General features: G+C 38.9%; 13 protein-coding genes. 3 read left to right on the plus strand and 10 right to left on the minus strand.

Annotation, left to right across the window (positions count from 1 at the left end):
• Positions 1 to 17: 17 nt before the first annotated feature.
• The 4 genes from ACOB82_RS03595 to ACOB82_RS03610 all read right to left on the minus strand — a co-directional run bounded on the left by ACOB82_RS03595 (position 18) and on the right by ACOB82_RS03610 (position 5,682).
• Entirely contained in the window at positions 18 to 1,124 is a 1,107-nt protein-coding gene (locus ACOB82_RS03595; protein ID WP_448211575.1) for a peptidase C39 family protein, read from the minus strand.
• Entirely contained in the window at positions 1,124 to 2,587 is a 1,464-nt protein-coding gene (locus tag ACOB82_RS03600) for a RimK family protein (protein ID WP_448211576.1), read from the minus strand. The genes ACOB82_RS03595 and ACOB82_RS03600 overlap by 1 nt, the downstream gene beginning before the upstream one ends.
• Before the next feature lie 257 nt (positions 2,588 to 2,844).
• Positions 2,845 to 4,974: a methyl-accepting chemotaxis protein gene (locus ACOB82_RS03605; RefSeq protein ID WP_448211577.1), complete on the minus strand. Its 2,130-nt coding sequence runs from the start codon at positions 4,972 to 4,974 to the stop codon at positions 2,845 to 2,847.
• Positions 4,975 to 5,028: 54 nt separating this feature from the next.
• Positions 5,029 to 5,682 (minus strand): TorF family putative porin, encoded by a 654-nt coding sequence (locus ACOB82_RS03610; protein ID WP_448211578.1) that lies wholly within the window; start codon positions 5,680 to 5,682, stop codon positions 5,029 to 5,031.
• A gap of 557 nt (positions 5,683 to 6,239) precedes the next feature.
• On the opposite strand from ACOB82_RS03610, the gene ACOB82_RS03615 reads away from it, so the two are divergent.
• Positions 6,240 to 6,638, plus strand: coding sequence for a type II toxin-antitoxin system HicB family antitoxin (locus ACOB82_RS03615; RefSeq protein ID WP_448211579.1), 399 nt, complete (start codon positions 6,240 to 6,242; stop codon positions 6,636 to 6,638).
• Positions 6,639 to 6,827: 189 nt separating this feature from the next.
• Here ACOB82_RS03615 and bioD read toward each other — a convergent pair whose 3' ends face one another.
• The 4 genes from bioD to bioB are packed head-to-tail and all read right to left on the minus strand — an operon-like array spanning position 6,828 to position 10,461.
• On the minus strand, positions 6,828 to 7,493 hold the full coding sequence (gene bioD / locus ACOB82_RS03620) for a dethiobiotin synthase (RefSeq protein WP_448211580.1): 666 nt from the start codon (positions 7,491 to 7,493) through the stop codon (positions 6,828 to 6,830).
• Complete coding sequence (bioC, locus tag ACOB82_RS03625) at positions 7,486 to 8,271, minus strand: malonyl-ACP O-methyltransferase BioC (protein WP_448211581.1); 786 nt, start codon at positions 8,269 to 8,271, stop codon at positions 7,486 to 7,488. Before bioC ends, bioD begins: the two co-directional genes overlap by 8 nt.
• Positions 8,272 to 9,408 carry an aminotransferase class I/II-fold pyridoxal phosphate-dependent enzyme gene (locus ACOB82_RS03630; RefSeq protein ID WP_448211582.1) on the minus strand — a complete coding sequence of 379 codons (1,137 nt, stop codon included), beginning with the start codon at positions 9,406 to 9,408 and terminating at the stop codon, positions 8,272 to 8,274.
• 3 nt (positions 9,409 to 9,411) lie between these two features.
• Positions 9,412 to 10,461: a biotin synthase BioB gene (gene bioB, locus ACOB82_RS03635; RefSeq protein WP_448211583.1), complete on the minus strand. Its 1,050-nt coding sequence runs from the start codon at positions 10,459 to 10,461 to the stop codon at positions 9,412 to 9,414.
• A 121-nt stretch (positions 10,462 to 10,582) separates the two neighbouring features.
• On the opposite strand from bioB, the gene bioA reads away from it, so the two are divergent.
• Positions 10,583 to 11,908: an adenosylmethionine--8-amino-7-oxononanoate transaminase gene (bioA, locus tag ACOB82_RS03640; RefSeq protein WP_448211584.1), complete on the plus strand. Its 1,326-nt coding sequence runs from the start codon at positions 10,583 to 10,585 to the stop codon at positions 11,906 to 11,908.
• 89 nt (positions 11,909 to 11,997) lie between these two features.
• Here bioA and ACOB82_RS03645 read toward each other — a convergent pair whose 3' ends face one another.
• Positions 11,998 to 12,366: a hypothetical protein gene (locus tag ACOB82_RS03645; protein WP_448211585.1), complete on the minus strand. Its 369-nt coding sequence runs from the start codon at positions 12,364 to 12,366 to the stop codon at positions 11,998 to 12,000.
• Between the two features lie 143 nt (positions 12,367 to 12,509).
• On the opposite strand from ACOB82_RS03645, the gene asnS reads away from it, so the two are divergent.
• Positions 12,510 to 13,910 carry an asparagine--tRNA ligase gene (asnS, locus tag ACOB82_RS03650; RefSeq protein WP_448211586.1) on the plus strand — a complete coding sequence of 467 codons (1,401 nt, stop codon included), beginning with the start codon at positions 12,510 to 12,512 and terminating at the stop codon, positions 13,908 to 13,910.
• Between the two features lie 73 nt (positions 13,911 to 13,983).
• On the opposite strand, the gene ACOB82_RS03655 is transcribed toward asnS, so the two are convergent.
• Positions 13,984 to 14,547, minus strand: a complete 564-nt coding sequence (locus ACOB82_RS03655; protein ID WP_448211587.1) for a nitroreductase family protein — start codon at positions 14,545 to 14,547, stop codon at positions 13,984 to 13,986.
• Positions 14,548 to 14,673 lie beyond the last annotated feature (126 nt).

A 14,673-nucleotide genomic window follows, 5' to 3' on the forward strand; every position in this document is an offset into this window, starting at 1 on the left:
TTTTTCTATCTTTTTACTTACCTTTTTATTATCACAGCAGTTCTTAACTTATTGCTGCCAAACACTGACATTTTGTCAAAATCAGCAAGTGCTATCGGCACATACTGACAATCAAACGCCAGGTGATTATCAGTCATTGGGTACGGATCATGAATATATATACAATGGTCATCCATTGCCGTAACAGTAACCCAATGCGGCGCTTTTTTTCTATCTAAACGATAGGTGCTGATCAGCAACAACACGGCATTTCCTTGCGCTAATTCATCTTTCACTTGTGTTGCACTAATATCAAGATAATGAATACCAACCTGTTGATGTTGAGCTTGCTCAAGAAATTGCTGATGAACTGCGGTGAGTATTTGTTTTTTAGCTTCGGTTCGAACACCATCAACAAACAGAACCGCATCAGTGTTGATATAAACCTCGGCATTAAAGCCGCGTTTTTTTGCCGCAAGTCCTAATCCAAGCGGATGACAGCCACCATGACCAGAAGTCATAAAAATAGTGGTAGCTTCGCGCCAAATATCTAATTCAACTGTTTGATTAACTTCAACGTTAGGCTCTATGGTTGCCATTGCCATCATTAACGCTGCTGGGCCACAAGTAAATTCAGTGGTTTGTTGGTACCACAAAGTATTGCGCTGCTTTTGCTTAGGCAATTTGGCAATAGTTTTTTGCATTCGAAGTGCATCTGTATGATCTTCGTAGTAATCGCTATATTCGCCAAATATGTTAAAGCCAAGCTTTTGGTATAGTGCAATGGCAGCGACATTACTTTTTGCCACCTCAAGTCGCATAAATAATCGACCTTTATCAGCCGCTTGCCCTTCTAATGCTTCAAGCAATAATCGTCCTATTGAATGACCACGCATACTTTTAGTAACGGCTAACGAATAAAGTCGTGATAATCGCGTACCTTTTAAATACCAAACTAAGCCGTATCCGACCAATTCTCCTTGATATTCTGCTACCAACAAACAGGCTTTATCATTGTTTATCCAGTGCTTTAAACTACGACGACTTAATCTATCGTTGTCAAACGCTTGCTGTTCAATGGCAACCAATGAAGATAAATCAGCAAGCGTTGCACTGCGAATAGCAATCGCTGTGCTAGCTGACATTACTGGCGCCCTCTTCGCTCAAGCCGACGATAAAACTCATCCATTATTTGCATATAAAGCTCATTACCAAGATAGGCGTCTTCTACTTTATAGTCGATGCTTGGGTTATCATTGACTTCAATAACATAGGCTTTGTTATTCGCTTCTTTTATGTCAACCCCATAAAGACCTTTACCGATTATGGCAGATGCTTTTAACGCTGAGTCTAACACCGCTTTGGGTACTTCAAAGGTTGGTAATGTTTCAAAACCACCAGAATTGAAGCGCCTGGCGTTATGATTATAAATTTGCCAATGGTTTCGTGCCATATGATAACGACAGGCGTAAATTGCTCGACCGTTAAGCACACCAATACGCCAATCAAAATCGGTATAGAGGTACTCTTGCACTAACACTAATGCAGATTCATCCAATAATTCCTGAATTCGCTGAGTTAACTCTGCGCGGTTAGTCACTTTAAACACGCCGCGTGAAAAAGATCCTTCCGGCATTTTTAACACCATAGGATATTCAAAGTCGATTTCCAATTTGGCAATAGCGGCGCTGTCACAACTGTTAATAACAGATGTCTTTAAACTGGCAATTTTTTGATAACTAAAAGCGTCATGCAGGAAAACCTTATTACAACAACGCAATATAGATGTTGGATCATCAATGACAACAACACCCTCGGCTTCAGCCTTACACGCTATGCGATAAGTGTAATGATCTATCGCCGTGGTTTCGCGAATAAATAACGCATCGTAGTAACCAACATTTTGCTTGGTTAACTGCTCAATGGTTACAGGCTCTGCGCAGATACCAAATTTAGCAGCCGCTTTAACAAAGCGTGAAATAGCGTCTTTATTTGATGGTGGCGAAGCTTCATCTGGATTAACTAAAATAGCCATATCCCAACGAAAACTTTTTGGCCGTGACTGCTTCTTCCATACAGATTGAGTAAAGTATGTAAGCTGTTCAATAAACTGGGCTTTTTGCTCGGTTGATAAATCACTAATCGAGCCATGTTCAACCTGTAGTTCAATATTAGTTTCCGATGTTTTAAACGTAACTTTAACTATAGGTGACGGGTATTTACCAAATATGCGATTGGCTAAAACTGGCCAGCGATCATTGCAAAATTTACCAAAAAACAAATAATGCGTGTGCTGCTCAATCGCTGTTAAATCTAGCTCGGCAATAATTTCATTGGTTAGGAAGCTACTGGCATCGAACGATTCGTCACGTAGTGCATTGATGGTTTTAACACTGGGCAATACATTATGTTTTCTGGCTTCAGCAAGCAGTGAACAGTAATAACCCTGACTTAAATAATGCTGTGTATTACATAAGTTGATAATACGAGTTTTAGACTCGTTATGCTTTGGATATTCATTTAAGTAAGTTTCAAAGCTAATGACTGACGAGAAGCAGTCTCCTAAATCGCTAGCAGTATTATCTACCACTATAAGTGTTTGATACACGAAAAACTCCGCGAAAATACGCTGTGTTTATTACCAATAACAACGTAAAAAAGTTATCAACCTGTTTATCCATAAACAGGCATTTATCACCCTTGTGATGGTGCTAAATATTTCACCAAATCTAAAATTTAGCAAGTTAATTTTTCAAAGTTTAATCACTTATAATACAGTAAGTTACAAGCATATTAAGAACACGTTATAAAAAGCAAAAGCTCAGATGAACCATTTTAGGTTTTCATCTATAAATACCGAACTAGTTAACTGGTTTTAAGCTTATTTAGCAGTTCAATAAGTTGGCTAGCTGATTGATGAATATGGGTTGCGCTTGTTTCAGATGCTTCTGATAAAATCGCCACTTCATTAGTTGCATCGCCCACTACTACCATATTTTTGTTTAACTCTTCAGATACCTGATTTTGTTGCTCTGCCGCTGCGGCAATTTGAATAATATGTTGATTTATTTCTTCAATTTGGCGAACAGTTTCACGCATTTTTTCAAAGGCGTCACTGGCAGACGTTGCTGCGCTATTGGCTTTTTCACTGCCTTTTTCAATAATATGTACTGTTGTGGAAACCTCATTTTGAAGTGCAGAAATAACTTGTGAAATTTCATCGACAGAATCTGCGGTTTTAGAAGCCAATGCTCTAACTTCATCGGCAACCACACTAAAGCCACGACCATGATCGCCGGCTCTTGCCGCTTCTATTGCAGCATTTAGTGCAAGTAAATTGGTTTGCTCGGCAATAACACTAATAACATCAAGTATTTTCTTAATGTCATCACTGCGAACTGAAACCGCTTTTACCGCTTCTGAGGCTGAACTAATTTCATCGGACAGCTCTGCTGCTTGTGTTGACGCAGTAGAGACTTCTGATTCAGTATCTCTTACCGATTGTGTTGCGGCACTGGCATTGTCTGCGGCCGAAGATGCAGTATTAGCAACCTCTTGCGCCGTAGCTGACATTTCAGTAATGGCCGTTACTATGGTATTGACTTCCGTTTGCTGAGTAGCAATATGTTGATGAGTTTTCTGGGCATTTGATTTGCTCTCTTCGCTCATCGTCATCACTTGATGACCAGATTGCTTTGCCTGCTCAAGCAAATCCCTAACTTTTTCTCTAAACTGGTTAAAGCCATGACTGAGATGGATTAATTCAGCATGAGACTCAACTGTAATTGCTTGGGTAAGATCACCGCCTTGTCCGGCCAACTCTGCCATGCGATCGGCCACCATTTGCACAGGGCTAATAATGCTGGCGGTAAACCACTTGATTAGTAATAACGCGATCCCAATCATAATAACTGCAACCACTACTGTATTCGTTAAAATGCTACTAACCTGATCAGAGATCATATCGGCAACTTGGTGTACAGGTTTCATCGCGGTATTAACATTAATGCCGACAACCAATTGCCAGTTAACCCCAGCTTTTTCAATGTTAATTGGCCTAACCACATATAAATAGTTATCGATGGTCAGCGATTTATCTTGCCCAGATAAGGCAAGTAACGCTTTACTGTCAGGAAACACCTGTTTAAATGGTTTTGCTAAACTTTTTTCATGCTCTGTTGCTGCAGCTAAAAAACCACTTTGACTTACAATATAAACGTTAGAGTTACCGTCGTATAACGATGCTTTTAACTGTGTAGCCATTTTTTGCAAAATCGGTAAATTTAAATCAGAGCCAACAACACCTCTAAAGCTACCATTAGCAATAACAGGCACTACTAAACTGGTCATTAACTCGTTATAGCCGGGTCTTATTTCATAATTGTAAGGATTAGACGCACAAGCTTTTAGTGCGTCTTTGGCACATAAATACCATTCAGCCGCTCGAAAGCCATATTCATCGAGTGTTTGATCATGTTTTTCTTTGGGATCGTCGACTATTTCTTGTGAAATATTGCCATTGTCTTCACGGACAAAATACACTTCAAAACTACCGTGACCCACTACAGAGTGGGTATAGCCTTGAGTAAAGTCCTTATCTCTCCCATCAAAGGCATTATCTTCAAATTGGGCATAAATTGACGAGGTATTACTATGACTCAAGGTATTTTTGACTATCGCTTCGACTTGGTCACGATTAAGCGAACCAGGAATAGTCCCTTCAATATTGTCGGTAATTTGTTTAGCAAGGTTAAAAGGTACCGAGAATGATTGATTAAAAAGATTGGCAATTTTTTCGGAAATTGCATCGGTTTTTGAGCGCACGGTATCTTCTATTTGTTTAGAAACTTCGGTACTTACTTGAGAAACAATCACATTTTCGGTTTTGTTCAAGGAATATAAGCTAACTGCTAAATACCCTGCCGACATTAATATAAATAATGCGCCAACAACCAATAATAACTTTAACGACAAACTTTTATCTTCAAACATCATAGGAACAATTCCTTTCAATAATCAGCGAGCGATATAACTAAAACTGCGAACAACTTATAAGTTAAAACTGTAACTAACAGTTCCTAATAATTTAACGTCGTCGTCATAGTCTAAATCGGTTTTTTCTACAGATACGGTAAATGCTAATTCACGCCAACTAAACGCAGACATGGCTTTAATGTGAATATAGCTTTCATCATTATCATCCCAGCTAAATAACGCTTTATCTAAACTTGAAGAACGATCGATTTGAAGTGTTAACGTGTGATTTTCAGATATTTCAAAATGATGGGCTAATGCCATTATATAGTGTCGAGCCTCAGTACCAGCGTAATCATCACTGTACCAAGTGGTAAACTCAGTACCATGAAATCCTAAGGTAAAACTTAGCTCGGTATAATTAATGTCACTACTGTTATCACCACCAACATAGGTATAGTAGGCAAGCCCTACGTTATACCACCAGGCATCATTGAGCTCTTGAGAGTAGCCCGTATAAAAATCGATTTCTGCATCAGTGTCGTCACCAAAATCAACATTTGACGCCCAACTACCAATATACCAACCTGACTCGCCAGCCCAGTCGATACTCCCTTGTATGGCTGGTTTATCATCTGTTTGGGAAACACCATTAAATAGATAGTCTGATGCCGCCGTTAATGTTAGCGAAACCTCGGCATAACTTTGCCAGGGAATAAAACAAATCACCAAACATGCCTTCGGTATATACTTTTTGTAAAATTCCAAATGCCTACCCCTTATCGCTATTTTTATAAAGCACCACTTTAATATAGTTAATTATTTGAAAAACGTTGATAAAACGTTAATAGAAAGCGAATTAATAACCGTGAAACAATAGGTAAATGAGTAAAAAATATTTTTAGAAAATCAAAAAAATTACGTTTCTAAGCTGATACTAAAAATATTTTCTTGTTCAAATTCATAAAAATTCTCTAATAAAGTTAATTGTCTTAACGAAGTTCATCGTCTCTTTGTTAAAGCTAAACACCTCTAATAACTCCACATTTATCAAACTTATAAATTTCATTCGAATAGTCTTAGCCTATTTAATTTAAGACTCTTTAATAAAAGTGAATATTTACTTCGTTAAATTTAAGGGTTGCTAGAGTTATTTTAATTAAAGCATCGGGGTTATTGGGGTTACAAAAGGATATCGATGTAGAGTTACCGGAGTTATTTTTATATTTACAGCCAGGGTTACAAGGGTTACTATGCATTTAAATAAAAACAAGGCGTTTTAAATTATGTTTTATCCAGTAAGGTTTTTATGTAGAAGCACTGGCGGATATCAGGTCGATGTTCCTGATTTACCCGGTTGTTCAATAACAAGTGAATCAGTAGAAATTGGCTTTGAAAAGATCAAAGAAGCGGTAGTGAGCCATTTGATGATTTTGGCGGAATATGGCGAGAGTATTCCTCATGCCACTAAAATCGATCACTTTATTGCGACATCAGAAAGCGATACTACTTGGGCAATTTTACCCATTGATATAACGCCCTACCTTGGCAAAAGTCATAAAATTAATGTGACATTGCCAGAGTTACTCATTAAGCAAATTGATGATCGGGTAAATAAATCTGAGCAATATAAATCGAGATCCGGATTTATTGCGACAGCATGTATTGCAGAATTAAAGCGATAACTTTAAGCAATAACTTTAAACATTAGTTTTATGCTATAGCGTAAATAAACGGTGCTAAATACTAGCACCGTTATTTTTTGAATAAATTTGGTGAGGAAAAATAGTTTGTGAAATGCTGAATAAGGTTAGCAACGTTTTGGACATTTAAAAATTAAGAACTTAAAAATTCATCATCTACAAATTCATTTTTCAGAGACTAGAAATATCAAGATACTCTGCTGCTTGTTGATAACAATTAACCTTTGGCACAACACCTAAACACGTTACAGGTAATAACGTTTTAAGCTGCTCAATATTTTCTTGCCGAAAAGCCATTTCTTCAAAACAATTGGCAACCCAGCCCACACAAGTTAAACCATCAGCGATTATCGCTTCATAGGTTAACAAAGCATGGTTTAAACAGCCCAGTTTCATATTTACTACTAGAATAACCTGCTGTTGCGTTTCTTTAGCAAAATCCGATAAAAACAAACCTTTGCCTAACGGCAAGCGCCAGCCTCCGGCTCCTTCAGTTAATATAACTTCAGGTAATAAAGCTAAATTTTGCTGATAACTTTCAGTTAGCTGCGCTAGGTTAATTGCTTGATGGTTAATTTCGGCAGCAATATGTGGTGCAATCGGTTGTTCAAAAGCAATTGGATTTACTTGAACTAGTGTTTGTCCAGCATTTGATACTGACAAAAGTTGAGCTGCATCTTCATTAACTAGTTCGTTGTTCACACGGTCGCAACCAGCAGAAACAGGTTTATATGCCGCCACCTTTTGATTGGCGGCAAGTTTGTAAATAATGGCTGTTGCCACTAACGTTTTGCCCGCATCGGTATCGGTTGCGGTAATAAAATAACGCTTAGTCATTAACTTTAACTGCTATTCCTGAAAAAACGCGATAAGTCGCTGGTAGAATTCCTGAAGGCTCAACAAAATCGTCATAAGCACGACACATTGATTGCCATTTAGTTTTACCACTTAAGCCACGTTGCGTTTTTAAAGGCACATGATTAGCCCCTAAACCTTTAAGCTCGCGTGCTAAATGGAGAACATTCTCATATTCTAAAACTACGTCCTGTACATTGTGTTTAAGTAATTTGGCATTTACCTGTTCAAATGTGGCCAATACTTGGTCAGCGGTTTTAAAGTCTATAACATGTTTGTCGTTATCAACCTGTGCCCACGATGACTTTAATTCAAATAATGTTTCATCCAATAAGGTAGTAAAAACAAACAAACCGCCGGGCTTTAACACGCGCATAATCTCGGTTAACGCTTGATCTAAGGGATGACACCACTGGATAACTAAGTTGGAATAAATAACATCAATACTATTGTCTGCAAATGGCAGATGATAAGCATCGCCAGCGACTAATGTGGTTACACCTGTTCGGTTAGTTTTACAAAACGACAACATCTTACTGGATATATCTACACCAATAACTTGCTGATATTGACTGGCAAGTAACTCGGTAAAAAAACCAGTACCACACCCTAAATCTATTACCGTAAGTTCAGGCGATTTTGGCAACCACAGCATTAAATGTTTGCCGGTAAAGCGTTGCAACCTTGCAGAAATGTCATAAGAATGAATTGCCGAATCAAAAGATTTCGCAATTTTAATTCGATTTTCTATTGTTGGCATCTACACCAAAACCTCATTTAAACATTTTGCTAAGTGATTAATTTCATTATCATTATGGTGTGAGCACATGGTAACGCGTAACCTTGAAGTACCTTTAGCTACCGTTGGTGGCCTTATCGCTGTTACCCATAACCCTTTCGTTTTTAATGTTTCACTTAGCGCCAACGCTTTTTGTTCATCATTAACATCAATGGCATGTATTGATGATGTCGTTGGCAATAAATTAATACTAGAATCAAGTTGACTGCTAAATAGCTCTGACAGATAACTTATCTTTTCTCGGCGCCAATTTTCTTGTTGAATCAGCGCAATACTGGCTTTGGTCGCCCAAGCTATAGCTGGTGACATGGCCGTAGAATAAATATAGTGCCGAGCAAAATTAACTAAATAATCGTAAACTTGATGATCACATGCGATAAAAGCGCCACTAGTTGCTATGGCTTTACCAAAGGTAGCCATAACCACATCAATTTCGTTGCTTGCACAGCCTTGCCCTGTTTCTCCTTTAACACCTATGCTGTGGGCTTCATCAATATAGCTTAACGCATTGAATTGCTGTGCGATTTTGGCTATTGCTGCAATATTAGCCTGATCTCCATCCATGCTAAATACTGCTTCAGTGGCAATCACTTTATCTTTATCGCTATAGCGCTGACATTGTTGTGATAGCTGCTGGTAATCGTTGTGCAAAAATCGTTTTAACGTAGCATCACAAGCAAGTGCTCCATCAATCATAGACGCATGTGACAATTTATCGAGTAAAAATATTGAGTCTTGTTGACCAATGGCCGACATAAACGCTTGGTTAGCACTAAAGCCACTGGTAAATAGTAGGGCCTTATCTCGATTGAGCCACTGGCAAATATCATCAGCAAGTGCTTGATGTGCATAGTTATAGCCCGTAACCAAACTTGAAGCACTGGCACTAACCCCATATTTTTCAGCGCCGAAAGCCAGAGCTTGTTGTATTTTAGGGTGATTATTCAGCCCTAAGTAATCATTGGAAGAAAAATTACAATAGGTCTGCCCGTTAACGACAATGCTATTACTTGTACAACCATCAATTAAGCTATGCTGGCGGTAGCGAAATGCTGATTTTTGTTGTGCAATTCGCTGCTTAATAAAGCTAAAGCTCATTTGTTAGCCGGCGTTATAGAATAGGTCTTCATTTTCTTTTTCACTGAGTGCCGTTTGTAAGTTACGCTCAGTCTGGCCATCATTTTCAGCATCAATGGTTTCAGTATTTATGCCGAGCTTTTTAAATAACTGTATATCAGCATTGGTTTCCGGGTTGGCTGTAGTTAATAGCTTACACCCGTAGAAAATTGAATTGGCACCCGCTAGAAAACACATAGCTTGCATTTGTTCATTCATTGCTTCGCGCCCTGCCGATAAACGAACATGGCTTTTCGGCATCATAATTCTGGCAACTGCAATACAACGAATAAAGTCAAATTCATCTAAATCAGCAACATCGGCTAACGGCGTACCATCAATTTTTACCAACATGTTAATAGGTACACTTTCCGGCTGCGGCTGTAAATTGGCTAATTGTGCGAGTAAAGACGCACGATCTTTTGCTTGTTCGCCTAAGCCAACAATACCGCCACTACACACTTTCATGCCGGCGGATCTGACATTATCTAATGTATCTAAACGATCTTGATAGCTACGAGTGGTAATTATTTGATTGTAGTGTTCAGGCGACGTATCTAAGTTATGGTTATAGTAATCTAAACCGGCTTCTTGTAATGACTGGGCTTGATCTTTCGATAGCATTCCTAAGGTCATACAAGTTTCTAAACCAAGTGCCTTTACCCCTTTAACCATTTCAGTGACATAAGGCATATCACGTTCTTTTGGGTTACGCCAAGCTGCGCCCATACAAAAACGAGTTGAACCTTGTGCTTTAGCTTTTTTTGCTGCTTCCAGCACTTTTTCAACTTCCATTAACCGCTCTTTTTCAATATCGGTTTTATAACGCGCACTTTGCGAACAATACTTACAATCTTCTGGGCAAGCTCCGGTTTTTATCGATAATAAGGTACTGACTTGTACTTCATTTGGGTTGAAGTGTTGACGGTGCACAGTTTGTGCTTCAAACATCAAATCATTAAACGGCATATTAAATAACGCGTTTACTTCTTCTATTGTCCAATTATGTTTGATTTGTCCTAGTGCTGTGGTCATAGCTTGCCTTTAATGCCGTAAATAAGAGAAGTCGTTGCCATTATTGCAACTGAGAAAAATTATCGGTAGTCTAGCCGCCATCATAAAGATGTCAACGCAGACCAGAACAACAAGTTAACATATGGACGATATTTATACAGTCAATATTGCAGATGATCAAAGTGATGATATTGCTTTTGATCGCAATCATATTTGGCATCCTTATACTTCGATGACCAACCCCTTAACCAGCTACCAAGTAGAATCTGCTGACGGTGTAATGCTGAATTTAGCTGGTAACAAGCAAGTAATCGATGGCATGTCATCTTGGTGGGCGGTGATCCATGGCTATAATCACCCTCGGTTAAATCAGGCAATAAAATCACAAGTCGCTCAAATGTCACATGTGATGTTTGGCGGTTTAACTCATCAGCCTGCAATTGATTTATGTAAAAAACTGGTCGCACTTACACCAAAAGGTTTAGACAAAGTGTTTCTCGCTGACAGTGGCTCAGTAGCCGTTGAAGTAGCGATAAAAATGGCTTTACAGTATTGGCATAGTAAGCAAAGACCTGAAAAAAATCGTTTGCTAACGGTAATGAATGGTTACCATGGCGATACCTTTGCTGCGATGTCAGTATGCGATCCCGTTAACGGCATGCACCAAATATTTAAGCAGTCAATTAACCAACATTTATTTGCCCCCGCGCCACAAACACGATTTGGTCAAGTTTGGAATGCTAAAGATATTGCGCCTTTACAAACCTTATTTGCCCAACATCATAATGAAATTGCCGCATTTATAATTGAACCCATTGTTCAAGGCGCTGGCGGCATGCGTATCTATCATCCTGAATATTTAAAACAGTGTCGTGAATTGTGTGATAAATACAATGTATTAATGATAGTTGATGAAATCGCTACAGGTTTTGGTCGCACCGGTAAACTATTTGCCAGCGAATGGGCGAATATTAGCCCTGATATTATTTGTTTGGGTAAAGCATTAACCGGTGGGTATTTAACCTTGGCAGCGACATTAACGACTACAGATGTTGCTGAAACAATTAGCAAGGGTGAAGCGGGTTGTTTTATGCACGGCCCTACTTTTATGGGTAATCCACTTGCCTGTGCGGTAGCGAATGAAAGCTTAGCACTGTTAATGGAAGATCATTGGCAGGCACAAGTCGCAATAATTGAGCAATCATTACAAACCTTGTTACTGCCACTTAAAACTCATCACAGGGTTAACGATATTCGAATTTTAGGCGCTATTGGTGTGGTTGAAGTCAAACACGCGGTGGAAATGAATAAGATTCAAGCACTGTTTGTTAAGATGGGGGTTTGGATCCGTCCGTTTGGCAAATTAATTTATATTATGCCGCCATTTATTATTAAGCCTGAGCAACTCGAACAATTAGTTGAGGCAATTGCCTCGGCGCTAGATAATGAGCAATGCTTTTTGAATTAGTATTTTGAATTATTATTTTGAATAAGTACTCTGAATTAGTATTCAGAGCTAGCTTTCTAAAATGGCTATATCATCAATGTATAATGCTATTACCAATAGACATTACGGCCAATATAAATCACCCAAGCCAGACAGATAACCAATAGCAATATCAAGTTGTAATATTTGTTATCTGTCGAACGCCGAGTACGATAATGGCTGACCATAATAGAGACAAAACTTAATAACGCGGTAAGCCAAAGTAACCCATATAAATAATTGGTTAGTGGTGCTATCCAATAATCTCTAACTACTACTTGATGATAACGGGTAATACCGTAAGTTTGCTCTGGCGCGGCAAAATATGAAATGAGTAATGCTGCGACAAACAATGTCCAGCCAATTAACGATAACCATTGGAAAATAGCCACCCAAATATCTGGACCTTTTCTACGCTCAAACCCCTGCCATTTAGCCATTAAGATTACCAATTATTCGCTTTACACCGAAATTATCAATTAATTGCGCTAATAAGTTAAGTTTTACTTGTTAAACACAATAGGCACGTTAACATAATACGCCTTAAAATTATGTATTATTTAAACGAAAACGAGGTCATTCAATGTCAGTTATATCGATTACTGATGTACTTGCAGGTAAATACCCTGTAAATGAAGAGATCACCGTACATGGCTGGATCAGAACCCGCCGTGATTCTAAAGCCGGTATCTCATTTTTAGCTATTCACGATGGTTCATGTTTTGATGCCATCCAAGCTGTTGTACCTAATGACCTAAATAATTATCAGGAAGAAGTTTTAAAGCTAACAACCGGTTGCTCAGTGAAAGTAACAGGTATCTTGGTAGAATCCCAAGGTCAGGGACAAACATGTGAAATTCAAGCTACCGCTGTAGAAGTATTAGGCTATGTTGAAGATCCTGATACTTACCCAATGGCAGCCAAACGTCACAGTATTGAGTTTTTACGTGAACAAGCACACCTTCGCGCACGTACTAACTTAGGTGGTGCAGTTACTCGTGTTCGAAACACACTAGCACACGCTATTCATCGCTTTTTCCATGAAAAAGGTTATTTCTGGATTGCCACACCACTAATTACTGCTAGTGACTGTGAAGGTGCTGGTGAAATGTTCCGTGTAAGTACGTTAGATTTAGAAAACTTACCACGTACCGATAAAGGCGAAGTTGACTACAGCCAAGATTTCTTTGGTAAAGAAGCTTATTTAACGGTTTCGGGTCAACTAAATGTTGAAACATACTGTAGTGCTTTATCAAAAGTTTATACCTTCGGCCCTACTTTCCGTGCAGAAAACTCAAATACTTCACGTCATTTAGCTGAATTTTGGATGGTAGAGCCAGAAATTGCATTTGCCGATTTATCTGATGCCGCTGATTTAGCCGAAGAAATGTTAAAGTACGTACTTAAAGCATTACTTGAAGAACGTGCCGATGATATGGCATTTTTCCAACAACGTGTTGATAAAACAGTTATCGATCGTTTAAACAGTGTAATCAACAGCGAATTTACCCGTATGGATTACACCGATGCTATTGAAATCTTACTAAACTGCGGTAAGCAATTTGAAAACCCAGTATCTTGGGGTATCGACTTGAACTCTGAACACGAGCGTTACTTAGCCGAAGAACATATTGGCGGGCCAGTGGTATTACAAAACTACCCTAAAGACATTAAAGCGTTTTACATGCGCTTAAATGACGACGGTAAAACAGTGGCGGCAATGGATATTCTAGCCCCTGGCATTGGTGAGATTATTGGTGGGGCTCAACGTGAAGAACGTTTAGATGTGTTAGATACCCGCTTAAAAGAAATGGACTTAGACCCTGCCGACTACAGCTGGTACCGAGACCTACGTCGTTACGGTACAGTACCTCATGCCGGCTTTGGTTTAGGTTTTGAGCGCTTAATTGCTTACGCAACCGGTATTCAAAACGTAAGGGATGTTATTCCATTCCCAAGAACGCCTAATAATGCAGCGTTCTAGCTAAATATATGCTATTAATCTAAAAAGCCCTCGTTGAGGGCTTTTTTATACCTATCAATAAGTTACATTATAACTACAGGTAACGCGTTACCTCTTTAAACGACTTTCTTTGCTTTTTCTGTAAAGTTTTTGCTTCAGAACCAATATATAAATAACCGACAATATCGTTCTCGCTTTCAATACCAAGCCCTGCTTTTACATTATCAGCATACGCCATATCACCAGTTCGCCACATGGCACTATATCCCAATGCTACTGCTGCCATTTGCATGGTATGTGCTGCACAGCCAGCTGTGACTAACTGCTCTTGTTTTGGCACTTTTGGATGAGATTGATAATTTGTAGCAACAATAACCATAAGTGGTGCCCGGCTCGGCATTCGTTCAGCTTTAGCAATAGCGGTTTCATTGGCATGTGACACTTTTGCTGCTTCAACATATAAATTCGCTAATTTAGTGCTAGCTTGCTGATCAACAACGATCATTTGCCAAGGGGTCAATCCTCCGTGATCTGGCACCGACATTGCGGCCTGCAAAATTGTCTCTAGTTCTTGTTGATTTGGTGCGGGCACCGTTAGATTAGGATTTGACTGGCGCTGCTGTAAAAACTCGATAACTGAAGATGATGCTGTGGTCATAAAACACTACTTATTTAATTTTTCACCTATTGTACTTTAAGTTTTGTGAATAAAAACCCGCAATTACTGCGGGCATTTACTTTTAGACTGCATTTAAGCTTAGCTATCCACAAATTAATTATCGAC

Source organism: Colwellia sp. MEBiC06753, assembly GCF_053470325.1.